22 protein-coding genes are annotated in these 24,007 nt (G+C 33.4%); 13 read left to right on the top strand and 9 right to left on the bottom strand.

The genetic code is table 11. The annotated features are described in order from the left end of the window. Nucleotides 1-6: 6 nt before the first annotated feature. Complete coding sequence (locus NBE98_RS06020; protein ID WP_250813595.1) at nucleotides 7-1,320, top strand: DUF58 domain-containing protein; 1,314 nt, start codon at nucleotides 7-9, stop codon at nucleotides 1,318-1,320. A gap of 180 nt (nucleotides 1,321-1,500) precedes the next feature. Here the strand turns inward: NBE98_RS06020 and NBE98_RS06015 are convergent, their stop codons facing one another. Beyond that, on the bottom strand, nucleotides 1,501-2,463 hold the full coding sequence (locus tag NBE98_RS06015) for a stage II sporulation protein M (protein ID WP_250813594.1): 963 nt from the start codon (nucleotides 2,461-2,463) through the stop codon (nucleotides 1,501-1,503). A 70-nt stretch (nucleotides 2,464-2,533) separates the two neighbouring features. Between NBE98_RS06015 and NBE98_RS06010 the strand changes: the two genes are divergently transcribed. The 6 genes from NBE98_RS06010 to NBE98_RS05985 all read left to right on the top strand — a co-directional run bounded on the left by NBE98_RS06010 (nucleotide 2,534) and on the right by NBE98_RS05985 (nucleotide 7,885). Continuing rightward, on the top strand, nucleotides 2,534-3,226 hold the full coding sequence (locus NBE98_RS06010) for an RDD family protein (RefSeq protein ID WP_250813593.1): 693 nt from the start codon (nucleotides 2,534-2,536) through the stop codon (nucleotides 3,224-3,226). A 17-nt stretch (nucleotides 3,227-3,243) separates the two neighbouring features. Next, nucleotides 3,244-3,624: a PH domain-containing protein gene (locus tag NBE98_RS06005; RefSeq protein WP_250813591.1), complete on the top strand. Its 381-nt coding sequence runs from the start codon at nucleotides 3,244-3,246 to the stop codon at nucleotides 3,622-3,624. Nucleotides 3,625-3,817: 193 nt separating this feature from the next. After that, entirely contained in the window at nucleotides 3,818-4,267 is a 450-nt protein-coding gene (locus NBE98_RS06000) for a hypothetical protein (protein WP_250813589.1), read from the top strand. 115 nt (nucleotides 4,268-4,382) lie between these two features. Then, nucleotides 4,383-5,390 (top strand): AI-2E family transporter, encoded by a 1,008-nt coding sequence (locus tag NBE98_RS05995; protein WP_250813587.1) that lies wholly within the window; start codon nucleotides 4,383-4,385, stop codon nucleotides 5,388-5,390. Nucleotides 5,391-5,488: 98 nt separating this feature from the next. Beyond that, nucleotides 5,489-6,415: an alpha/beta hydrolase gene (locus NBE98_RS05990; protein ID WP_250813585.1), complete on the top strand. Its 927-nt coding sequence runs from the start codon at nucleotides 5,489-5,491 to the stop codon at nucleotides 6,413-6,415. 24 nt (nucleotides 6,416-6,439) lie between these two features. Continuing rightward, complete coding sequence (locus NBE98_RS05985) at nucleotides 6,440-7,885, top strand: NAD(P)/FAD-dependent oxidoreductase (RefSeq protein WP_250813583.1); 1,446 nt, start codon at nucleotides 6,440-6,442, stop codon at nucleotides 7,883-7,885. A gap of 105 nt (nucleotides 7,886-7,990) precedes the next feature. Here the strand turns inward: NBE98_RS05985 and NBE98_RS05980 are convergent, their stop codons facing one another. After that, nucleotides 7,991-8,980, bottom strand: a complete 990-nt coding sequence (locus NBE98_RS05980; protein WP_250813580.1) for a metallophosphoesterase family protein — start codon at nucleotides 8,978-8,980, stop codon at nucleotides 7,991-7,993. A 154-nt stretch (nucleotides 8,981-9,134) separates the two neighbouring features. On the opposite strand from NBE98_RS05980, the gene NBE98_RS05975 reads away from it, so the two are divergent. The 3 genes from NBE98_RS05975 to NBE98_RS05965 all read left to right on the top strand — a co-directional run bounded on the left by NBE98_RS05975 (nucleotide 9,135) and on the right by NBE98_RS05965 (nucleotide 13,732). Continuing rightward, complete coding sequence (locus tag NBE98_RS05975) at nucleotides 9,135-11,042, top strand: ABC-F family ATP-binding cassette domain-containing protein (protein WP_250813576.1); 1,908 nt, start codon at nucleotides 9,135-9,137, stop codon at nucleotides 11,040-11,042. After that, complete coding sequence (locus NBE98_RS05970) at nucleotides 11,039-12,343, top strand: alkaline phosphatase family protein (RefSeq protein WP_250813574.1); 1,305 nt, start codon at nucleotides 11,039-11,041, stop codon at nucleotides 12,341-12,343. Before NBE98_RS05975 ends, NBE98_RS05970 begins: the two co-directional genes overlap by 4 nt. 108 nt (nucleotides 12,344-12,451) lie before the next feature. Then, nucleotides 12,452-13,732 (top strand): MFS transporter, encoded by a 1,281-nt coding sequence (locus tag NBE98_RS05965; protein WP_250813573.1) that lies wholly within the window; start codon nucleotides 12,452-12,454, stop codon nucleotides 13,730-13,732. A 52-nt stretch (nucleotides 13,733-13,784) separates the two neighbouring features. On the opposite strand, the gene NBE98_RS05960 is transcribed toward NBE98_RS05965, so the two are convergent. Beyond that, nucleotides 13,785-14,699, bottom strand: a complete 915-nt coding sequence (locus tag NBE98_RS05960; protein ID WP_250813571.1) for a resuscitation-promoting factor — start codon at nucleotides 14,697-14,699, stop codon at nucleotides 13,785-13,787. Between the two features lie 282 nt (nucleotides 14,700-14,981). Here NBE98_RS05960 and menA point away from each other — a divergent pair, with 282 nt between their 5' ends. Both menA and NBE98_RS05950 read left to right on the top strand, forming a co-directional pair. Then, nucleotides 14,982-15,929, top strand: coding sequence for a 1,4-dihydroxy-2-naphthoate polyprenyltransferase (gene menA, locus NBE98_RS05955; protein ID WP_250813569.1), 948 nt, complete (start codon nucleotides 14,982-14,984; stop codon nucleotides 15,927-15,929). Between the two features lie 20 nt (nucleotides 15,930-15,949). Beyond that, nucleotides 15,950-16,132 carry a cysteine-rich CWC family protein gene (locus NBE98_RS05950; RefSeq protein ID WP_250813567.1) on the top strand — a complete coding sequence of 61 codons (183 nt, stop codon included), beginning with the start codon at nucleotides 15,950-15,952 and terminating at the stop codon, nucleotides 16,130-16,132. A gap of 73 nt (nucleotides 16,133-16,205) precedes the next feature. Here the strand turns inward: NBE98_RS05950 and NBE98_RS05945 are convergent, their stop codons facing one another. The 3 genes from NBE98_RS05945 to NBE98_RS05935 all read right to left on the bottom strand — a co-directional run bounded on the left by NBE98_RS05945 (nucleotide 16,206) and on the right by NBE98_RS05935 (nucleotide 18,159). Then, nucleotides 16,206-16,892: a DUF4367 domain-containing protein gene (locus NBE98_RS05945; protein ID WP_250813565.1), complete on the bottom strand. Its 687-nt coding sequence runs from the start codon at nucleotides 16,890-16,892 to the stop codon at nucleotides 16,206-16,208. Then, on the bottom strand, nucleotides 16,885-17,445 hold the full coding sequence (locus tag NBE98_RS05940) for a sigma-70 family RNA polymerase sigma factor (protein WP_250813564.1): 561 nt from the start codon (nucleotides 17,443-17,445) through the stop codon (nucleotides 16,885-16,887). Before NBE98_RS05940 ends, NBE98_RS05945 begins: the two co-directional genes overlap by 8 nt. 204 nt (nucleotides 17,446-17,649) lie before the next feature. Next, a complete protein-coding gene (locus tag NBE98_RS05935) occupies nucleotides 17,650-18,159 on the bottom strand; it encodes a hypothetical protein (RefSeq protein ID WP_250813563.1) in 510 nt (169 codons plus the stop codon). A 276-nt stretch (nucleotides 18,160-18,435) separates the two neighbouring features. Between NBE98_RS05935 and NBE98_RS05930 the strand changes: the two genes are divergently transcribed. After that, nucleotides 18,436-20,010 carry a DEAD/DEAH box helicase gene (locus NBE98_RS05930; protein ID WP_250813562.1) on the top strand — a complete coding sequence of 525 codons (1,575 nt, stop codon included), beginning with the start codon at nucleotides 18,436-18,438 and terminating at the stop codon, nucleotides 20,008-20,010. A gap of 80 nt (nucleotides 20,011-20,090) precedes the next feature. On the opposite strand, the gene NBE98_RS05925 is transcribed toward NBE98_RS05930, so the two are convergent. From NBE98_RS05925 to NBE98_RS05915, 3 genes are all read right to left on the bottom strand, one after another. Continuing rightward, nucleotides 20,091-20,924, bottom strand: coding sequence for a DegV family protein (locus NBE98_RS05925; RefSeq protein ID WP_250813561.1), 834 nt, complete (start codon nucleotides 20,922-20,924; stop codon nucleotides 20,091-20,093). A 225-nt stretch (nucleotides 20,925-21,149) separates the two neighbouring features. Beyond that, the gene (locus NBE98_RS05920) at nucleotides 21,150-23,297 is read right to left on the bottom strand and encodes a HAMP domain-containing sensor histidine kinase (protein WP_250813560.1); all 2,148 of its coding nucleotides are present in this window, start codon (nucleotides 23,295-23,297) and stop codon (nucleotides 21,150-21,152) included. After that, on the bottom strand, nucleotides 23,275-23,967 hold the full coding sequence (locus NBE98_RS05915; protein ID WP_250813559.1) for a response regulator transcription factor: 693 nt from the start codon (nucleotides 23,965-23,967) through the stop codon (nucleotides 23,275-23,277). Before NBE98_RS05915 ends, NBE98_RS05920 begins: the two co-directional genes overlap by 23 nt. Between the last annotated feature and the right edge of the window lie 40 nt (nucleotides 23,968-24,007).

Raw genomic sequence — 24,007 nt, 5'->3', positions numbered from 1 at the left:
ATAGCTTTGAATATAACCAGAAGGTTTATATATTTACTTTGCTTTGGTATTTTGCTCTTGGTAATTGGGGCTATGTTGAATATCTCCTTTAGTATTTTTATAGTATATAACCTTTTATGTGCTTTGCTGCTTCTAATTGACTATTTTATATCTCCAGGACAAGAGATTCTGCACATAGAGCGAAGAGACAGAGAAGAATTATCTATATACGAAAGAGAAGCTATAGAGTTTGAGGTGTATAACAAAGGTGATAGTATATTTAACATAGAATTAATAGATGAGGTTCCAGAATTTAATTTTGAAACAGGAAATAAGCTTATGAAAGGCTTTGTCAATCCTCATGAGAAGAAATTATTTCAATATTTTGTTACACCTACAAAACGTGGAGCTTATAAATTTGGAAATGTTCATGTGAGATATGAGGGGAAGCTAAAGTTGTGTGCTAAGCAATTTAAGCTGGATTTAGATAAAGAGTATAAGGTTTACCCTAACTTGAAAAATTTGAGAAAGTACAGAATGAGCATAACAAATAACCGCCAGCTAAAGCAGGGTGAAAAAAGTCTTAGAATGCTTGGACGGGGAACTTCCTTTGAGTCTCTCAGAGAGTATGTAGCAGGAGACGAATATAGGAAGATTAACTGGCAGGCAACAGCCAGGGAAAATAAGCCTATTGTAAATCAATACGAGCCAGAAAAAAATCAGCATGTTCACATATTTATAGACACTGGAAGACCTATGAGCTACAGTGTGAGAGGTTACAGAAAGCTGGATTTGGCAGTTAATACCGCTTTAGTGCTTTCTGACATAGTTAATCAAAATGGAGACCAATCAGCTTTGCTTATTTTTAATACAGAAGTAAGCAATATGCTGCCACCAGGAAAGGGAGCAGGACATAGAAATCAAATGCTTGAAGAGCTTTACCACATTGATTATACAAATCAAACCTCAAACTATGAAGAAGCGTTTTATTACTTTAAGAGAAAGGAACGTCATAGAAGTATAGTGTTTCTTTTTACCGACTTTGAGACAGTAGAGGAAGCGGAAAATATGCTTAGGACACTGCCTGTAATAAGCAAAAATAATCTTGTGGTTATTATGCTTATAAGGAATGAAAGCTTGGAAAGTTTAGCTGCACAGAAAATAAAAAACCAGCAGGAGCTTTTTGATAAAGGTGTGGCTTTAGAGCTGCTAAATGAAAGAAAGAAAATAAAAAATCTCTTAAATAGGAGAGGAATTTACTGCTTGGAATGTGAAGCGGAGAAAATAGAAGTTGAGGCAATAAATCAGTACATTAGGATTAAGAATAAGACCTTTATGTAGGTCTAGATTTTTAAATTGTGTTGACTTGTAGAGGGTGAGATCATCTGGAAGCAGTTTGCTTTCACATAAGAAGTCTAGAGCTCCCTTAGTCTGCTTAATGGCTTTAATTATGAAGCTCATCCTCTAAATCAACATTATTTTAAAATAGTGTACTTTACATTATGAATCAACGATATTCTGTTAATTATGTTTTCTTTTAATTAAGTATGGTACAGCAAAATATAGTGATAGTAATACAGCGGTTATAGCTGCAAAAATTAACTTTATTTCCTCGGAAATGTTAAGTGGAGTAAAGAAACCTTCAATAACTCCTGCAATTACGAGCATTAGTATTACTCCTAGAACAAGGGATACAGCTTTTTTTGAAGCATTTATGAGGGAGTGCTTTCTTGTTAGCTCTCCAGGAAGGAACATGCTTTTAGCAATCGTTAAACCAGCTGCACCTGAAATAAAGATAGCAGTTAACTCGATTACTCCATGAGGAAGTATCAAGGACCAGTAATGCTTAGGATTTCCGTACATATACATAAGTGCTGTAAGGGCTCCTAAGAGAGCACCGTTAAAAAACAAGACGTATATAGTACCAAGTCCGAGAGTAATACCAAATACAAAGGCTCTTAGAGATACAGAAATATTGTTAAACATTATATAGCTGGACATTAGAGGATAATTCCACTGACCTCCTCCACCTCCAGCAGTTCCGCTTTTAACTCCTTCTACCATGGCTTCAGGAAGAAACATGTTAGCATTGTCAGGATTAGCAGCAACTAATATTAAACTTAACAACAGTCCAAAAGCAAAAACACCAAAGGAGCTTAACACAAACCATTTTTGCTCCTTTAAAAGCCTTGGGAATTCGTAGCCTACGTACTTGAAAAACTCTCCAGGAGATACTTTTCTTACAGCATAAACATGGCTGTGGCAACTGCTAATAAGAGAGTTTAAATAATTCTCGGTGTTGCTTTTAGGGTAGTGAGTTCTAGCGTAGGCAAGGTGGTGGCTGCACTGTCTAAAGATGCTTAGGAACTTCTTAACTTCATTTGAAGGCAGAGACTTAATGCCTTTTTTATTGATAACAGTAGAGAGACTTTCAAGCTCTCTCCATGTATTTGAATTTGTTTTAATAAATTGTTCTTCTTTCAAAATTTTCACCTCAGATATATTTTAACAAATATAAAGGTAATTGTATATAATTGGATTTTAGGAGGCTAGTATGAAAAAAATAAAAATTACAACTCCGGAAAATATAGAAGTTGAATATACTTTGGCCGACATCGGTTCTAGAACCGCGGCTGTAATTATAGATTCTTTAGTGCAGGGATTATTTATTTTGATTTTAGGAATTGCAATAGTTCTTATAATGGTATACTCACAAGATTTTTGGCAGCGATACTACGGTTGGATCGTTGGAATTTCACTTCTTACTTATGCAATTATTACCTATGGATATTTTATAGCAATGGAACTGAGCATGAATGGGCAGACTTTAGGTAAAAAGGCTATGCACCTTAGAACTATAAGAACTAATGGTCAACCAATAACCTTGAAGCATTCTGCTATACGAAACCTTTTTAGAGTATTTGCAGATATGTTAGGTATTGGAGCAATACTTATATTCTTTAACAAGCAGCATAAAAGACTTGGAGATATGGCAGCATCCACGATTGTGGTTGTAGAAGAGAATAAGAGCAGACCAATAACCTTGGAGGATCTTTATAAAGACAGGGATAACTTGAGTTATTACCTATCTAAAGAAGAACAGGAACTTCTAAGGGATTACTTTAATAGAAAAAGCTCCATGACAGATTACTCAGAATTAAGGGAGGAATTAATAAATTATTTTAGCAAGAAATTTCAAGATTTAGGCCTATCAAATCAGTGGGAAGAATTCAAAAATAAATTTTAAAACAGGGGGAAGTAAAGATGGCTGATGTAATATCTAATGTTTATACTTTTTATAACGAGGTATCAATACCAGATAATATGAGAAGGCTTCTAACAGATACAGAAACACCTTTATTTGCAGTAAAAACCTTTAGAGATACTGCTGTATTTACTGACAAAAGAATATTAATTGGTGATAAGCAGGGGATAACCGGGAAGAAAATTGAATATGCCACCATTCCTTATAAATCGATTATCACTTATGCGATTGAAACTGCTGGAACCTTTGATTTGGATGCTGAAATTAAGCTTACCCTTTCAGGTGGCATTAGAATTGAGCTTCAGTTTTTAAAGGATAAGAATATGAATCAACTATTATTTAGAGTTTACGATACAATAACAAAATTTGTGATTGTATAGAATTATATACAGAGAGCAGGCAGATACATATGAAAAGATTATTTGCCTGTTTTTTTGATTAGATATAGATTAACGTTTTTTTGAACTAATTATTATTTCTGTTAAAAAACTCAAACTAGTTCATCTATTTTACGTATATAACATTGAGAGATGTAATTTATAGAGGGATATAATTTTAGGAGGAACGAGATATATGATTAGGTCAAGCTATAAAATAGTTTTAACTATTTTCTCTTTGGCAATATTTTTAACGCTTGGAGCATGCGGCAATAAGCCAGATACAAAAAAGGTTTTTAGCATTGAACATTTTCAAAGTGAAATGAAAGCAAAAAACTATAAGTTTGAAATAAAGGATGTAAATAAGGATTTTCTTCCTACTGAAAGAAAACGAATGATAATTGGCGATAAAGCTATAGATATTTATTTGTTCAACAGCAGCAAGCAAATGGAGAAGGAAGCAGGGCGTATTGATAAATATGGAAGTGGATATAGCAATGGCAGCAAATCAATAAAGGTAGATTGGATTTCAAAACCGCATTTCTTTAAAAAAGGAAGTATTATTGTTCAGTATATTGGTGAGGATAAGAAAATTATTTCTGATTTAAAGGATATACTAGGAGAACAGTTTGCGGGGGATGAATAGATTGAGACATTCCTGTTCACAATAAGGCTAACATAATGTTAGCCTTTTTAGGTGAAGGGAAGGATGACCTATATATAAGAAAGTACTTCATGTTCTAATAATTATTAATTTAATTTTGATAGGAAGTATCCTTTTAGGAAGGATAGTTTTAATCCATAGACTTACAACAGCTGTTACTAAGACACTTTTAGTGCCGCTGTTTATTTCAACGCTTTTTTTCTATATTATAAGGCCGCTTAACAATATATTTATTAAAAAAGGGTTGGGAACTGGCAAAGGGAGTTTGCTAAGCTTGCTTATATCAGGCTTTATTTTAAGTGGACTAGTATACTATTTCAGTCAGTATGCCTATGGACAATTTAAAGATTTAAGAAATAACCTTACTATAACAGTTAAGCAAAACAGTGATATTAAGGGAATTATAAGCTATTTAAATCAGTTTATAAATAGTAATCAATTCTATGCTTTAGCTGTGGATATGACCAAGAACTATATTCAAAAGATAGGACAAAACTTTATGAGAATGGCGGGATACTTTATGAATACTTTTTCAATGGTATTTCTCATAATAGTTATTGTTTTTTACATGCTAAAGGATGGACACAAGTTCAAGAAAAAAACGTTAAGGTTTGTGCCTGAAAAATATAAAAGTGTAGCAGATAAGCTTCTTTCCGAAAGCGATGTAATACTAAGCCATTACGTCACTGGTCAGGCAAAGGTTGCATTATCCTTGAGCCTCATGATTTTTACAGGCTATAAGATTATAGGAATGCCAAATGCTATGATTTTATCAACTATAACTTTCATTCTTGCCTTCATACCTTTTGTAGGATTTTTTATATCTATGATTATTCCTGTAGTAATAGCTTTAGGTATGGGAATATTAATGTTTGCAAAGCTTGTGGTTGTGTTTATAATTGTTCAAACCCTTAAAGGAAGAGTAGTTGTTCCGGCAATCATGGCTAGAAGCATGAAAATACATCCACTCACAGATATCTTTTTAGTTATAGCTGCCATAGCTGCAGGAGGACCTTTTGCTGCTTTTGCAGTGGTACCTATATATGCAATTATAAAAAATGCTGTTATAATTATTAGAGAGAACAAACAAATGTTTGAAAAATAATGTTTCTAATTTTTTACAAGATATAGTATAATAGTATTAGAGTGTGAGATGGTATTTCCTTTACGGGGATACCATTTTGTTTTTGGGGGGAAGATTTTATGATATCAACAGAATTTAAACTTACAATGAGAGATGGGCATGAGAGTCGCATTTTCAAATGGGAGCCGGAAAGTGAAAATAAGATAATTGGTATAATCCAGCTCGTGCATGGTTCCTGTGAGCATTCAAAAAGGTATGAACACTTTGCAGACTTTTTAACTCAGAACGGTTTTTTGGTATATTCCAGCGATTTAAGAGGACATGGACAATCTGTTGAGTGTAAAGATGATTTGGGATATTTTTCTGAAAACAATGGCTGGAGCATGGTCGTAGAAGATATATATGAGTTAACTAAGTATATAAAAGAGCAGCATAAGGAACTTAAACTTGTTATGTTAGGGCATAGTATGGGGTCATTCTTAGCTAGACACTATTCATCAATCCATGGTGAAGAGTTAGACGGACTTATTGTTACAGGAACAGCTCATAACCCAAGAATTATAACAAAGTTTGGGAAGTTTCTTGCTGAAAGAGATATTAAGAAAAATGGGGCAAGAAACAGAAATATGACTTTAAACAGTATGTCCTATGATTCTTTCAGCAATCAATTCAAGCCTATAAGAACAAAACAGGACTGGCTTAGCAGGGATGAGTCCATAGTCGATAAGTATAGATCAGATGAATTGTGCGGTTTTGTGTTTACTTCAAGTGCTTTTAGAGATATGTTTGATGGCTTGCTATTTATAACTGATAGGAAGAATATAAGCAGTACGCCAAAAAACTTGCCTATACTTATTTTGTCAGGAGAAAAAGATCCTGTTGGAAGTAACGGAAAAATGGTTAAGAGAGCTTATAAAGAATATAAAAATGCAGGTATCATAAATGTACAGATGAAACTGTATAAAGACATGAGACATGAAATTTTAAACGAAATTGGAAAGGAAGAGGTTTATCAGGATATTTTAACTTGGATAAAAAACATATAGCCTGTGTGTGGGGAAGGTGAAAATGTGTATGATATAACAATAATAGGTGCAGGGGTAGTAGGTGCATCTATAGCAAGAGAACTTTCAAGGTATTCAATAAGAATATGCTTAATAGAAAAAGAAGAAGATGTTACTACTGGAGCTTCTAAAGCTAACAGCGGTATTGTACATGGAGGCTATTCAGCTAAATATGGAACCTTAAAAGGTGAACTGTGCGGCAAGGGCAACAGGATGTACGAGCAGCTGAACAAGGAATTAAACTTTGGTTTTAGAAGGACAGGGGCGCTAGTGGTTGGTTTTAGTGAAGAGGACAAAACAAAAATAAGACAGCTATATGAAAATGGTTTAAAGTTAGGCAGTGATGATTTAGAAATAATCCATAAAGATAGAATAAAGGAAATAGAACCACATATTAGTGAAGAGGTTACAGCAGCCTTATATTCAAAAAGTGTAGGAGTAACCTCGCCTTATGAGTTTACTATTGCTCTAGTGGAAAATGCTATTATGAATGGTGTGGAGCTTAAGCTTGAAACAGAAGTGACAAGCATAGAAATTAAAGATGAGTACTTTAATATTAAGACTAACAATGGAAATATAGATAGTAAATATGTTATCAATGCAGCAGGGCTATATAGTGATAAAATAGCTCGTATGATTGAAGCTGACAACTTTAAAATATGCCCCAGAAGGGGACAGTATATATTGTTCGGCAAGGATCAAGGGCATTTAGTTAATACTGTTGTGTTCCAGGTACCAACGGAAAAGGGAAAAGGAATACTAGTAACAACAACTTACCATGGGAATTTTATGATAGGGCCAAATGCTGAAGAAATAGATGATAAGGATGATGTTGCTACTACAATAGAAAGTCTTGAGAATGTTATTGAAACAGCAAGAAAATCCATAAAGGATTTTGATATTAGAAGGGCGCTAACTAGTTTCTCAGGAATTAGAGCAGTAAGCAGTACAGGTGATTTTGTTATTGAAGAGAGCAGAGTAAAAGGTTTCATAAATGTAGCAGGAATTGATTCGCCAGGGCTAACCTCAGCACCGGCTATTGCTTTGAAGGTAGTTGATATCGTAAAAGCTTCAGGATTAGAATTAAGGGAAAAGCCTCATTTTAATCCATACAGAAAACCTTTAATAAGAATAAAGGATGAAAGTTTTTATGGTAGGATTGATGACAAAGAGCCTGAAAGGAATATAATATGTCGATGCGAAAAAATAACGGAAGCTGAAATAGTAGATGCACTTCATAGAGGAATACCTATAAAATCAATTGATGCTGTAAAAAGAAGAGTAAGGGCAGGGATGGGAAACTGTCAGGGAAATTTCTGCAGAAACAGGGTAGCAGCAATTATAGCAAGGGAACTTAAGATTCCTATAGATGAAGTTTCTGTTAGAGGAAAGAAAGCATCTGCTGCATCTTTAAGGGCCGATATAAAACTTATTAGAAAATGCAGCAAATAGATAAAATAAACAGGGCTCATACAGTTTAATTAAATGTATGCAGCCCTATTTTAATAGATAATATAACATCATAAAACCTTGAATTAATATACTAGTTATCTTAATCTAAAAATCTTGTTCAAGTCTTACCCAAGTTTCAAAGTCGGAAGGTTTTTTTTCATGTATCAGAAATACTCGTGCACCATGAGAGTATCCTTCTTTACCGTAAGATGCATAGCCAGTGCTGCGTCCATAACCTAGCATAATATTTTGGAACTTCCCAGCATAATCATTTATATGATCATGTCCTACAAATACGCCTTTAACATCTCCTGCTTTTACTAGCTCATCAAAGAGTCCAGAATTAAATTTTGGACTGCACTCTTCTTCGTTTCTCGCACCTAAAGCAGCGCCGCTGTCCCACATAACTTTAAACTCAGGAATAGGTATGTGAAAAAACATCAGTGATGGGATTTGTTTCTTATACTTTTCTTTTAATTGCGCTGAAGTATTTTTATACCAAGCGATTTGAGATTCCTTAATGTATTCAAAGTCATTTTGATCAGGGGAATACTTTCCTGAGTCTATCATATAAACATTAAATCCAGGGGTATCACCCCTTGAGCTTTTAACAAGAAGATTATAGTTGCCTACCCTATCATTATCTATAATCCCCATTTGACTTATATTGTATGGAAAGGACATATATATTTTCAGCATTTCTTCTTTAGTCATTATTTTATGCTCATCATCATGATTACCAAATGCAACAGCCCAAGGAATCTTCCTTTTTTCCATAGGGGCTGCAATGTTAGCAATTGCTGTCTTTACATCAGAAGCAGATCTGCACTTTCCATCTATATTATCACCGGTTAGCACTACCAGATCAGGTTTTTCATAATCCAATATCTTATTCATCAAGCTTATAGTTCTAGGATCAGTCATAGGACCGTCTTGAATATCAGCAAATTGAACTATTTTAAATTTGCCGTCAGTATTAAATTTCAGGTCAGGCTTAAGGATGTTATTAATATCCTTACTATACGCTATAGAAAAGAACAAGCCTAAAGAAATTATTGTTGCAGCTACTATAAACTTTATCTTATGAAGCTTCATATGTGTTGTCCTTTCATTTTATAAGTAGTGTGATTTTATTATTAGAGTTACCATATTTAATGATAAAATTCGTGCATTTAGAAATTAATTGCTCTTTTTCCGCTTGTGTGTTATAAAGAAATAAAAAATAATAGACTACAATAAGGAGAGCAGTATGAACATATTAAGTGCAGAAAATATATGGAAGAGCTATAGCGAAAAACAGCTTTTAAATAATATAAGCCTCGGAATAAATGAAGGAGACAAGATAGGGCTTATCGGTGTTAATGGTACTGGAAAGTCTACTTTCTTAAAGATACTAGCAGGCATAGAATATCCTGATGAGGGAAGAGTGATAGTAGGTAATTCCGTTAAGATAGAATATATGTCCCAAAATCCAGAGTTTGATGCTGAAGCCACAGTACTTCAGCAAGTTTTCAAGGGAAATTCGCCTATAATGAAACTTATAAGCGAATACGAAGAAGCGCTCCAGAATTCTCAGAATAGCGATAAGATAGTGAAACTAACTCATAAAATGGATGAGATGAATGCTTGGAACATCGAGAGTGAGGCCAAGACTGTTTTAACTAAACTTGGAATTTCTGACTTTAGCGCTAAGGTTGGGAGTTTGTCAGGAGGACAAAGAAAGAGAATAGCTTTAGCTTCTGCTCTTATCAATCCGTCAGACCTATTAATATTGGATGAGCCAACTAACCATCTTGATAATGATACAATAGATTGGCTTGAGCAGTACCTTAACAAAAGAAGAGGCGCTGTACTTATGATAACCCACGATAGATATTTTTTAGACAGAATTGTAAATGAAATAATTGAGTTAGACAGGGGCAGCCTGTATCTATATAAGGGAAACTATAGTACCTTCCTTGAAAAAAAGGCAGAAAGAGAGGAACTTGAGGCGGCAACAGAAAAGAAGCTTCAAGGTCTGTTTAGAAAAGAACTTGCTTGGATCAAAAGAGGAGCAAAAGCTAGAACAACTAAGCAAAAGGCTAGAATTGATAGATTTGAAAACCTGAGTGAGCAGCTGGTTGGTGTGGCAGATGAGAAGTTTGAAATTTCAGTAGGAAGCAGCAGGCTTGGCAGGAAGGTAGTTGAGCTTGAACATATTAGTAAGTCCTTTGGAGATAAAAAGGTTATTAATGATTTTAGCTATATAGTTTTAAGAAATGATAGGGTAGGTATAGTTGGTCCAAATGGAAGCGGTAAGTCTACATTAATGAATATAATTGCAGGCATCGTTAAACAGGACAGCGGAGTTGTGGATATTGGTGAAACAGTTAAAATAGGTTATTACTCTCAGGAAACTCATCATATGGATGAAAATATGAGAGCAATTGAATATATAAAGGAATCAGCCGAATATATTGAAAATGCGGAAGGCTATAAAATAACAGCCTCACAGATGATGGAGAGATTTTTGTTTCCTGGTTCCCTTCAGTGGACTCCTATATCTAAGCTTTCAGGTGGTGAAAGAAGAAGGTTATATCTATTAAGAGTTCTTATGGAAGCACCAAATGTACTATTGCTTGATGAACCTACAAATGACTTGGATATAGAAACTCTTACAATATTAGAAGACTATTTAGAGGATTTTCCCGGAGCAGTAATATCTGTTTCCCATGATAGATATTTTTTAGACAGAATGGCTGAAAAAATATTTCTTTTTGAAGGTGAGGGAAAGATAAAGCAGTATACAGGAAATTACACAGATTTTAAGGAAGTAAATGAAGCTGAAGCAGAAACTAATAACAGGTCAGTGGATAAAAGTAAGGATGCTGTGAACAAAAGTTTGGAAGCTGTGGATAAAAAGAAAGAAAAACCTTTAAAGTTTTCTTTTAAGGAGCAAAAGGAATATGCTGAGATAGATTCAGTTGTTGCTGATTTGGAAAGCAGAATAGAAGAAAGTGAAGTAAAGATTAGCAGTGCTTCTACAGATTACACCTTGCTTCAAGAGCTTTTAGCTGAGAAAGAAGATTTAGAAAAGCAGCTAGAGGAAAAAATGGAAAGATGGGTTTATTTAAATGAGTTAGCAGAAAGAATTGAAAAAGAAAAGGAGAATAAATGAGTAGAAAAGCTAAGCATTTAATTATAATATCCTTCGATGGATTATCTAGCTTGGATTTTGATTATATAAAGGAGCTTCAAAACTTTAAAGAGTACCTTAAAGAAGCTTCCTATTGTAAAAATGTATATAGTGTGTATCCAACGGTTACTTACGCTGCACATGCAACTATAGTTACGGGTAAGTATCCTAAAAATCACGGTATTGTTAATAATACCTTGCTGCAGCCGGAAAGAGAGTCTCCAGACTGGCACTGGCAGAGAAAATATATTAAGGGTGAAACCTTTTATGATGCTGCAATTAAAAAAGGTATGAAGGTTGCAGCACTTTTGTGGCCAGTTACAGCTAAGTCAAAAATTCAGTACAATATGCCTGAGATATTTGCAAACAGACCATGGCAAAATCAAGTTATGATTTCACTTTTTAACGGAAGCCCTATTTATCAGCTGGAGCTTAACAAGAGATTTGGTCATATAAAGAGAGGCTTAAAGCAGCCTTACCTGGATGACTTTGTTCATCAGTCTATGTTGTATACAATTAAGGAAAAGAAACCTGATATTACAATGGTTCACTATGTTGATTTAGATTCTATGAGGCATTATCATGGCTTTAATTCAAAAGAAGCAATGCAGGCGTTAAATAGGCATGATAATAGGCTTGGAGAAATTATTGAGACTCTTAAAAAATGCAATATGTATGAAGAAAGTACAGTAATAGTACTAGGAGACCACAGTAGCTTGGATGAGAATAAAATTATATGTTTAAATGTACTTTTAAAAGATAATGGATATATAAAAGTTAATTCTAGTGGGAAAATAACTAACTATAGAGCTGTAGTTAAAAGCTGTGATGGATCTGCTTATGTATACTTGAAAGATAAAAACGATGATATGCTAAAAGAAGAAGTATATTCTCTTATAGATAATTTTAATAAGAGGTATGACTGTCTAGAATCAATCTATACTGCACATGATGCGGAAAAGCTAGGGGCTGATCCAAGCTGCACCTTTATGCTGGAAGCAAACCAGGGATATTATTTTACAGACGAGTTTCAGGGGGATGCAATAAAAGAACTTAATACTGAAGAAATCGGTCGTAAGCCTCATAGAACTAGAGCTACTCATGGCTACTCACCTTTTAAGAAAAATTATGCAACTGTATTTATGGCATCAGGCAAAGGAATAAGGCAAGGCGAAATAATAAAGGAAATGAGTCTAGTGGACGAGGCGCCAACAATTGCGGAGCTTTTAGGAGTAGAGCTTGAACATACAGATGGAACAATTGTTAAACAATTCTTAAAATAAATTAATGAAATATTAATTATCAGCTGTTATAATATAGGTACAAGCATTTGTATAATAATATAAAGACTCGCCAGTTTCATATCTAAAAAGGAATACAAGGGGGATTATATGTTTAAGCTTACCAAAACGGAGAAGAGTTGGGCGCTTTATGACTGGGCTAACTCAGCCTATTCAATGACAGTTACTACTGCAATACTGCCTCTATACTTTAAATCTGTGTTTAACAATGCAGGTGGTGCACCAGAGGTATCTACGGCTTATTGGGGGTATGCAAGTTCTATTGCAACTTTATTCCTCGCAATAATTGGCCCTATACTGGGAACAGTTGCTGACTATAAGGGCTATAAGAAGAAGTTTTTTAACATATTTTTTATAATGGGAATAATAGCAACAGCAATGCTTGCTTTAGTACCAGATGCTAGTTGGGTAATGCTTTTAGTTTTATATATTTTATCCTCTATAGGCTTTTCGGGAGCTAATGTCTTCTATGATGCTTTCTTGGTAGATGTCACAACTGAAGAAAGAATGGATAAGGTTTCAACCTGGGGATTTGGACTTGGTTATATAGGCAGTACAATACCTTTCATTATAAGCATGGCAATAGTAATGCTTGCAGGAATTAAGACACTTCCCATATCAGTTCCAACAGCAAGTAAAATTGCCTTTGTTATAACCGCTGTTTGGTGGCTGGTGTTTACAATACCTATGCTTAAAGGAGTTCACCAGGTTCATGGAATTGATGTTGAACCAAATCCAATATTTAATAGCTTTAAAAGAATAGGAAAGACCTTCAAGAATATTAAGCAGCATAGAAAGGTTTTCTTATTCTTACTGGCATACTTTTTCTATATAGATGGTGTTGACACTATAATAAAGATGGCAAGTTCTTATGGTTCAGATTTAGGTGTAGACTCAAACACGCTGCTTATAGTCTTGCTTGTAACTCAATTTGTAGCTTTTCCTTTTGCAATACTTTACGGAAGGCTTGCTGAAAAATATAAAGCAAAGACAATGCTATTTGTAGGAATAATAATTTATACACTTATTTGTATCTATGGATATTTCCTAAAAACTAAGCTGGATTTTTGGATACTTGCTATGCTCGTTGGAACCTCTCAGGGTGGCATACAAGCATTAAGTCGTTCCTACTTTGGGAAGCTTGTTCCTAAGGAAAATTCTAATGAGTTCTTTGGCTTCTATAATATCTTTGGGAAATTTGCAGCTGTTTTTGGACCGCTGCTTATGGGTATAACAACTCAGATTACAGGAAAGAGCAATAATGGAGTGTTAAGTATAATTGTTCTATTTATAGTTGGGGGAATAATTTTAACTAGAGTACCTGATAATAATGAGATGGATGTTAAAGAGAAAGCTTTTTTAAATAAATAATACAAATGTAAAAGCCTTTCAGCGAAATTAAAATTTCGCTGAAAGGCTTTTCTTACTTTAATACATATACATTAACATGTTTTACTGCCCAATTGAGAGCTTCTCTTTTAGTATCAAAGAATACATCTATAGTATTTCCAATAATAGCTGAGCCGGTATCTGCAGCAATGGCAAAGCCATAACCTTGTACAAAAAGCTTTGTGCCATAAGGAATAACACTTGGATCAACTGCTATTGTACTGTAGCCTTCTGGGTTTCTAACAGCTTTGCGACCTGTAGCAGTATAAGCCGTTGTCCTGCCACCAGTTGGAGAGTAAGCTGTCGCTCTAGCCTTTATAACCTTTGAGTAAGGCATAGGATCTCCACCTCTTGATACAGGCATTAGCGGATAAGTTCCTTGAACTATAATTTTTTCTTTAGGCTGCTTAGAAACTATTTGATTCACTACATCTCTAAGTACTTCTTTTCCATTCTCATATGTAACCTTGAAGGTTGTTTTCTTTTCGCCTTCTTTTCCTTCTTGAACAATCTTTTTCTGAGTATTTGCTAAGCTGCTGTTGGTTTTTACAACAGTGCTGAAATCTATGGCTTCAGTTTCTGTAAGTTCTTTTACTTCTACTTTTACTATGCCAAGTTTCATGCCCTCAGTTAATTTTGTTTCTTTAGGCAGGCTTAGTTTATCTATCTCGTTTAGTGATATGCCTTCTGCCTTAAGCATGGAGTCTATATCCTCCTCGGCAGATAATATATCTTTTTCTTCATTGGCTACCTGAACAGTAATATTAACTGCACGTTTTATTGTTACAGTTGACTTATTTACAACCTTTGAATCTATAGAAGGCTCAATTTTATCCTTAGGACCTACAACGATGTTTTTTTCAGCTAAGGCTTTGTCTAAACTGTTTTTAAAAGTTATAAGCTTAGTCTGATTACCATCGATTACTACAGTAATCGTTTTTATATTCATGTAAATTACTGTAATTAATCCCGCTGCAATTAAGATTGATATTATAAAAGTTATGGTTTTCTTGTTTTTGACTTTTGTTAGAAAGTTTTGAATCGAAGTAATGATAATCCCTCCATTCTTTATTTTACTATTAGCAGTAAATATATGTAAAATAATAACCTCTTTTTTTTATTTTGTCAAATTTGACGTAGTTAAAGCTTTTACATTTATAAAAATAAGATATAATTAAAATGATATAAACAATGATAAGATAAAATCTATATGTGAATTGGGGGAAAAAAAGTGACGTTAATAAGCTTTTTAAAGTTCGTTGAGATTCAAACAAAGGTTGCAAGTGTAATCCCATTTGCAATAGGGACACTTTATGCAGTATACAGATATGGCAGCTTTAAGTCAAGTAATTTTATAATTATGTTTATTTCTTTGATCTGCTTTGACATGGCAACTACAGCAATAAATAATTATATAGATTTTAAGAAAGCTATAAAAAAAGAAGGTTTTGGTTATGAACATCATAATGCAATGGTTAAGCATGGAATCAGAGAGAAAACAGCTTTAGGAATAATATTTACACTTATAACGGTCGCGTCAACCTTAGGCCTTATTCTCACAGTAAGAACCAGTACGGTGGTACTATTGATTGGTATGCTTTCTTTTGCAGTAGGTATCTTTTATACCTTCGGACCTTTACCAATATCCCGTATGCCATTAGGTGAAGCTTTTTCAGGATTCTTCATGGGTTTTATAATACTATTTTTAGCTATCTTTATACATGTATATGATAAAAATATTGCAAGTTTAACCTACTCATATGATATTCTGAGTTTAAACATTAATATTTTAGAGATATTTAGAATATTTCTTATATCAATACCTACCGTAGGTGCAATAGCAAATATAATGCTTGCTAATAACACCTGCGATTTAGAAGATGATATAGCAAATCAGAGGTTTACCCTGGTGTACTATATTGGTAAGAAGAATTCATTAAAGCTTTTTGCATTTTTATACTATATAGGTTATGCAGCTATAATAGCTGCAGTTATTTTAAGGATTGCCCCTTTAACATTGCTGCTAGCTTTATTAACCTTGATACCTGTTTATAAAAATATAAAGACCTTCAGGAGCAAGCCAGTCAAAGCTGAGACCTTTATTCTTTCAGTGAAAAATATGGTACTTATGAATGTTGGTCAAGTTATAGCATTAGCAATTGCTTTAGTTTTTAAGTAAAAAGTGGAAGGAGAATACTAATGAACTTAAAGGAATCAGAAAAGATTTGCCCCATTTGCGGAAAAGATAATAACTGCCAGCATGGTCAAGATAATTGCTGGTGCAATAGCGTTAAGGTACCAAAGCATGTATTAGATTTAGTTCCAGAGGACAAAAAAGGAAAGGCCTGTATATGCAAAACATGTATTGAGAAATACCAATAGAATGAGTATGACAAAGGAGCAGGTTTAGCTGCTCCTTTTAATATTTTAGCTATTAACTTAATTTCTATAGAGATTATTTGAGAGAACATGCAATCTTTACTGCTTCTTCTGCAGATATGCCTCCCTCTATTGTATAAAGGTCATCATCTAAAAACCACCTAAGTTCGGTATTTCTATAATTACTTTCTTCAATTGATTTTATATATCCAACTGTTCCATTAATTTTAGTTTGGTCATATCCATCAAAGTTTTTCCAAGTTGATTTTTTTTCAATATTTATTATAAAACCGTTATTTTCAATGCTAAAATGAAGCCATAAGCTTTTTCTATTTTCATTGTTATAGATTATTCCTTGAATAACTCCAAGAACTGCATCTTTAGGAAGATAGGAAGGAACTACAGTAATATCGTTTAAAAACTGTTTTGCCTCTTCCATGGATTTTAATTCATAGGAAACTGTTGATTTTAAAGGATTTATTGATTGTCCTTCTGGCAAAGTTGATAGAGTGGAATTTTCAACAGTATTCATTACGCTTGGATTTTGCAGATTATTAGGAGATAGGACTTTGGAGGAATATTTCCATATTGAAGTACCTATTAATAGAATTGCTACGCAAGCTGCAGCAAAAAGAGGAGCTAATATAAAGTTATTTCTTCTCTTACGGATATTATATAGGGTTTTCTGTTTTAATTCCTTGCTAACATTTATATCCTTCATTATTTCATCAGCTAAGTTCCTAAAATCTTTTAGATTACTCAAAATACTCAATCCTCCCTTTCAGCTTATTCCTAAGAATGTCTCTAGCTCTATGGAGCCTGCTTCTAACTGTACCTTCAGCTATACCTAAAATACTACTTATCTCGTTAGTATCAAAGTCCTCATAATAATAAAGTATCACCACATCCTTTAGAGTGGAACGGAGCGATACGACTTCATCAAAGACCATTCTATTTTCTAAAAGCCTAAGTGCAGTTGGTTCTGGATTATCTTCGTCTTTATTCATAGGTATAACATCACCTGCAAGAAATACCCTTTTTAACCATGAACCTCTTAAAATATCCTTGCACACATTTATTGTAATCCTCATAATCCATGTTTTTTCACTGCTATGCCCTTTAAAGCTGCCATATTTTGTGTAAACTTTCATGAAGACTTCCTGCAAGGCATCCTCTGCTCTTTGAACATCTTTTAAGTATAAATAAGAAATCCTTAGAACATCGTTGCCATAAATATCTATCATCCTTTCAATTTCCGCATCCAAATTTAACTCATTACATTTTATCTTTTCATTCTTTGCCGTATGAGGATTCATGTATTCACCTCCAGTTGGTGTTTTATATAAGTCTTTGTATTATTAATTTTTTAATTGTTAAATCACTTATTTAGACGTAAGCTTCTCATAGAATGTTTCAATTTTTACAATAAAACATCATGAAATTACATAGGATACATGTAATTTCATGATGTTCTCATATTAATTAAGAATAATTTTTGTATTAGTAAATACAAACTAGCTTCATGCTTTTTTAGTTCGGATTTTAATAGCTATTAATATGATAGCAGCAAGTACTGGAATAACAAATATTAGTAGACCGTTAACATTAAAGCTATCTGTTTTATCAGGAATAGCTTCATTTTTCAGCTTCATATCATTCATCAATACAGCTTGCTCGCCTTTAACAACTTTTACAATATCATCTCCAAATATCTTATACAAATAGTCTGCGTTTTCCTTGTTGAAAGGCGTGATGCCGATTTCAACATATCCGTTAGCCTGGCCAGTATGAGTAACCTTAAAACCCTTTTGTTTAATTTCTCCAGCATGTTCTTCGAAGATATACTTATCAATTTGGCTTTGTTTTTCAAGGAGAAGCTTCTCATTGCCAGCGTTTTGAACTTGAACTTTAGCCTCGGGTGTGTTACTGGATTTTGCAAAGGCAGCTTCAGGAATACCTGCAACTAAGAAAACTCCTAATAAAGTAGCACAGGCTAGGATAAACTTAACTCCTAATAATTTTTTTGTCATTGATATTACCTCCTAAATACTAATTTTTTCGTTAGAGTTTAAATCAATCTTATGAAAATAAGCGTTTGATTAAACTCTTACTTATTAGACGAGAGAAATAAGGTATGCGCTCCAAGTTTTGTTATAAAAAATTCTTAAATTAGTATTTTATTGTTTTTATTTATAGTTTTTACAGATTTATATGCTTAAAAAATCAGCCTGTAGTATAATATTTCCTTGTGTATATCGGAATACTATACTATAATAGTATAATTGACGTTGAAAGAGGGATAATGAATGGAAAATGTAAAATTTAATGAATTAGGACTTAATGATAAAGTGCTAAGGGCAATAGATGATTTAGGGTTTGAAGAGCCATCTAGAATACAAGCAGAAGTAATACCTGTTTTACTTGAAGGCTATGATGCTATCGGTCAAGCGCAAACAGGTACTGGAAAGACACTTGCTTTTGGAGCGCCTATATTAAGCAAGTTTGAAAGAAGCGAGAATAATAAGATTCACACTATAATACTTGCTCCGACAAGAGAGCTTGCAATTCAAGTTAACGATGAATTAGTGCGTATAGCTAAGTATTCAAGAGTAAGAATGCTTCCAGTTTACGGAGGTCAGCCTATAGACAGACAAATAAGAGCTCTTAAAAGCGGAATAGACATAGTTGTGGGAACTCCAGGCAGAGTGCTTGATTTAATAAGAAGAGATTTAATCGACTTAAGCTATATTAAGTTCCTTGTGCTTGATGAAGCAGATGAAATGCTTAATATGGGCTTTATAGATGACATAGAGGAAATTCTTAAGAATGCTAGCAAAGAAAGACAAACAATGCTTTTCTCTGCAACTATGCCAGACGAAATAAAAAAGCTTACTAGAAGATATTTAAAGGAAGACAGCAAGCATATTTCAATAATAAAAAATACTATGACTGTTTCTACAGTAAGCCAATATTATTATGAAATAAAGCAAAAGGATCGTTTTGAATCTTTCTGTAGAATAATCGATGTTGATGAGCCAGCCTCAGCTATAATCTTCTGTAAAACTAAAAGGGGTGTAGATGAGCTTGTTGAAGCAATGCAGGCAAGAGGCTACAGCGTTGAAGGAATGCATGGAGACATGAACCAAAATCAAAGAATGAACACCCTTAGAAAGTTTAAGGAAGGTAATCTTGAATTCTTAGTTGCTACAGATGTTGCTGCAAGAGGAATAGATGTTGAGAATGTTACTCATGTTATTAATTATGATCTTCCACAAGAAATTGAATCCTATGTTCATAGAATAGGAAGAACAGGAAGAGCTAACAGAGAAGGCATAGCTTATACTCTTGTTACTCCAAGAGAATACATGACACTTAAGCAGATTGAAAAGGTAACAAAGAGCAAGATAAAGAGAAAAGAAATACCAACAATTGATGATATATTCCAAGCTAAGTTTAAAAATATCTTAGGAAGAGTTAGAGAAACTCTAGAGCAGGAAGAATACAAGAGATTCGTACCATTAGCAGCTGAGCTAGATGACGAATTTAACCTTGTAGACGTAGCTGCAGCCTTAATGAATATTGTTTATAACAAAGAAGTAAGCTTTGATTATACTGAAAATTCAATAGGAGTTACTGCTGGCCGCATAAGACTATTTATGACTGTTGGAAGAATGGATAGACTAAATCCTAAAATGCTGCTTCAATTCCTTAATGAAACTGCCAAGGTTGACAGAGAGGATATCGGAGATATTGATATTCTTGAGAAGTTTACTTTTGTTGATGTAAGTGAAAGAGTAGCAGATACAATATTAAAGCGCTGCACAGGCAGAAAGCTTTGTGGAAGAAAAGTTAATATTGAAATTTCAAAGCCAAAAAAGTAATAAGTAAACTCTGAGGTATATACTTCAGAGTTTTTTATATAAAAAATACTTGCTTAACTAAGCTAAGCAAGTATTTTTTATTAAAAGGCAATAACTATGCCGCCGTCATCGGCGTATGTAGAACTTAGTCCTTTTGTTTCAACAATTACTATATCCTTAAAGTTATATCTTTTCATAACTTCTTCTTTAAATTCGATAGCTCTTTCTAAACAGTTGCAATGAGCTATGCCCAAAACTTTTTCTTCAAAATTCTTGCCTTCTTCGCCTATAACGTCTATAAGTCTGTTAAAAGCTTTTTTATAGCCTCTTACCTTTTCAAAAAGCTTTATGTTTCCCTCATCGCCGCACATTATTGGTTTGATAGAAAGCATCGAAGCTACCTTAGCAATTATAGGGTTTAATCTTCCAGCTTTAGCTAGGTGCTCAAGGCTTTCAAGAAGGAAGAAGGTTTTCATTTCTTTTATAAATTTTGTGACCTTTTCAACTATCTCTGTTTCAGATAAATTAAGCTTAGTAAGTTCACTTATTTTTAGAGATACAACAACTTCTCCAGCTGAAGCACTAAAGCTGTCAAACACGTGAATAAATTTGTTTCCAACCTCATCTAAGAACATATCCTTAGCTAAAACTGCACTGTTATAAGAACCGCTTAAAAAATTGGACAGTGTAACTACAAAAATACTTTCAGGTCCTTTATATCTTTCCATATAATCATTAGGTGAAGGGCAAGCCGTCTTTGGCGGAGTCTCACATTCACCCATTGCTTTTACATATTGTCTTACGTCTAGGCTTTCATCATCAACATAGCTTTTATCGCCTAATTCTAAAATTAAAGGAGCTATTTCAACATTCATTTGTTTTTTCATTTCATCAGATAAATCACAACTGCTGTCTGCTACTATTTTTATTGCCATATGTATTCCCCCTTATATTGCTGGGTTTTAAATTATTAGTACTGCTCATTGTACTTCTATAATAAAGAGAAATAATCAGTATTTATTATATCTCTTTAAGGTTTATTTTATTAATATAATTGAACTATATCATATATTTGAGGGTTATACTAGTCATATTTATACCAAAGCTTACTCAATCTATAAAAAGTAGCACACTCAATAAATGAGTATGCTGACAAAGGATTATTTTTTAAATTCTACTATGGCTTTAAACAAATCGCCATCAATTTCAATATTAAGCTTGCCATTGTGAAGATCGACAATGCTCTTTGCAATAGCAAGTCCAAGCCCTGATCCTTCAGTTGCTCTAGAGGCATCTCCGCGCTTGAAACGATCAAATATTTCAACTACATCAAAGTCCATCTCATAGGCTGATATATTTTTTATTGTTATGGTGACGTGGTTTTCAGTCTCAACTAAATCAATGTAAACTCTCGTGTTTACTTGAGAGTATTTTAATGTATTTCCAATAAGATTTTCAAAAACTCTCCAAATCTTTTTTCCATCTAGATTTGCGTAAACCTTATGATGAGGTATATTTACTTTAAAGCCTAAAGCAGAAGTTTTTATTTTTTCATCAAATTCAGCAAGAGATTGTGTTAAAAGTTGAGCAACATCTACTTTTTCAATATTAAGCTCTACAGAACCTGAAGCCATTTTTGATGCTTCGAATAAGTCTTCTATCAGTACCTTCAGTCTTTGTGTCTTTCTATCTAATACACCGATATAGTCTTTCATTTCTTCTTTAGTTAGTTCCCCACGTTTTAATAAATCTACATAGTTTATTATGGAGGTGAGAGGTGTCTTTAAATCATGAGATACATTTGTTATTAGCTCAGATTTTAGTCTGTCACTTTTCATTTGGTTTTCTACAGCTTTACTGATGCCCAATTTCATATTGTTAATATTGTGAGCAAGTCTTGAAAAGCTGTTGTTTCCCTTTTCCTTTATTGAAAAACTCAAATTCCCTGCAACTATTTCACCTGTTCCTGCAACTATTTTATTTAATAATGAAGATTGCTTGATAATATAAGCAGTAAACAGAGCTATATAAAAAAGAAGGCAAATAACAAATAAATCTTGGTCTCCGCCAGTAATGGACATGGTAATAGCAAAGGTTGCTGAAATAACAATAATAATAGTTGTAATAAAAACAAAACTTCTAAGCAGTAAACTTTTATCTTTTAAACCTTTGTTAAACAAGATTTTTAGTTTATAGGCAGCTCCTCCAGCAAGAAGAGGTTTTAGTCTTTTCTTATTTTTAAGTATATCTATTAGTTCTGGTAAAGAAAGATAAAAATAGAATAAAAGAATGACTTTTAAAGTAAGCGTAAGTAATATACTTAGATTTAATTGATTACCGTAAAATAGAGTTCCGTCTTCTAAAAACCCTGGGATAAAAAGTAAGGCTATAACAAAAGCAATAAATTTTACGTCAAAGGGTATTTTTTTATATAAAGCTTGTATAGATGAGATAGGCTCAGTGACAGCAAGGTTACTTTTTAGAGATAATGTCAATAAAATGATACCTAGTGGTAATGTAAGAGCTAAAATCATGAGTTCAGTTATTGCTCGGAATCTATTTTCATCAAAACTTCTGGATAGTGAAAGATGAGTTCCACCATAAGGAACAATAATGTAACCTTCATAGCCTAAATCTAAAAAAGGGTGGTTATAGATTTCTTGCTTAGAAGATGTAAGAGGTAGATTTATTGTGTACATAGCATTGTTTTTTATATATTCCTTAAAGTCGTTTATATTTGGCAAATTAGTATATATGGTATTAGTTACAGAGTCTTTAAGGTAATATCGCAAATCAGTTTTTGCTTCAAATCTCTTTTTAAGTTTGGAATAATAGTCACTGCTTCTATCGATAAGTTCCTTCTTAAAATCCTCTTCAGTTTTATTATATTCTTTTTTTATATCCTCTAATTTTTTCTTTTTTTCTTCCTCTAGCTTTGCAAGTTTATCCTTGTTTCCTGAACTCTCAGCCGCCTCAATTTGTAAGCTGTAAAAATTTTCTGCTTCCTGTATAGCTTCCTTAAGCTTAGTATCTTGATAAAGGATGGATGACTTTAGTTCTTCCTTACTGATTTTTTCATCTGCTGGCTTACTCAAGTAGTCCTTATAATTAATGTTGTATTCCATGAATAAGGACATAAACTCCACTAGATTATTTTTAAAGTCTTCACTTTTAAAGTAGGCCTGACTTCCTAAAAATTGAACATCGTTTTTAAAGTTTTTCAGAGCTAGGACTGAAAGAGAAAGCATATATAAAGACAAAATAAATGAAACAACTTTTAAACTATTATTTTTCAATCTTATATCCAATACCCCACACCACCTTTAAATATTTTGGTTCCTTTGGATTTATTTCGATTTTTTCTCTAATTCTTCGGATATGCACTGCTACAGTATTTTCTGCATTGTAGCAAGGCTCTCGCCAAACTCTTTCATAAATCTCTTCAATAGAAAACACTCTACCTTTATTAATTAGAAGCAGTTCTAAAATTTTATATTCGATAGGAGTCAGTCTTACTTCATCACCATCGACGCTTACAAGCTTAGTTTCCTGATTAAGAACAAGACCATTAACAGAAAGCTCGTTATTATTTGTTTTAAAGTTTCCTAAATTCATATATCTCCTAAGTTGAGATTTTACCCTTGCCACGAGCTCCATAGGGTTAAAGGGCTTGGTTATATAATCATCTGCACCCACATTAAGACCTAATATTTTATCTGTGTCTTCGGACTTAGCAGATAAAATTATTATAGGAAGATTTTTCTTTTCCCTTATTTTAAAAGTGGCTTTGATGCCGTCCATACGAGGCATCATAATATCCATAAGAATTAAATGAACATCATTTTCCTCAAGCAGCATTAAAGCATCAATGCCATCCTTAGCTTTTAACACACTTATATCTTCATTCTTTAGATATATTTCTATAGCATCTCTAATTTCGTCTTCATCATCAACAACTAAAACATTATATTTACCCATAAGTCCCCCGCCTTTCCTTTAAGATTATACCACCTTCTCA

Source organism: Clostridium swellfunianum (genome assembly GCF_023656515.1).
GTDB lineage: Bacteria > Bacillota > Clostridia > Clostridiales > Clostridiaceae > Clostridium_AT > Clostridium_AT swellfunianum.
The sequence above is the reverse complement of the archived record's forward strand: the minus strand, read 5'-3'. Positions and strand labels throughout refer to the sequence as shown.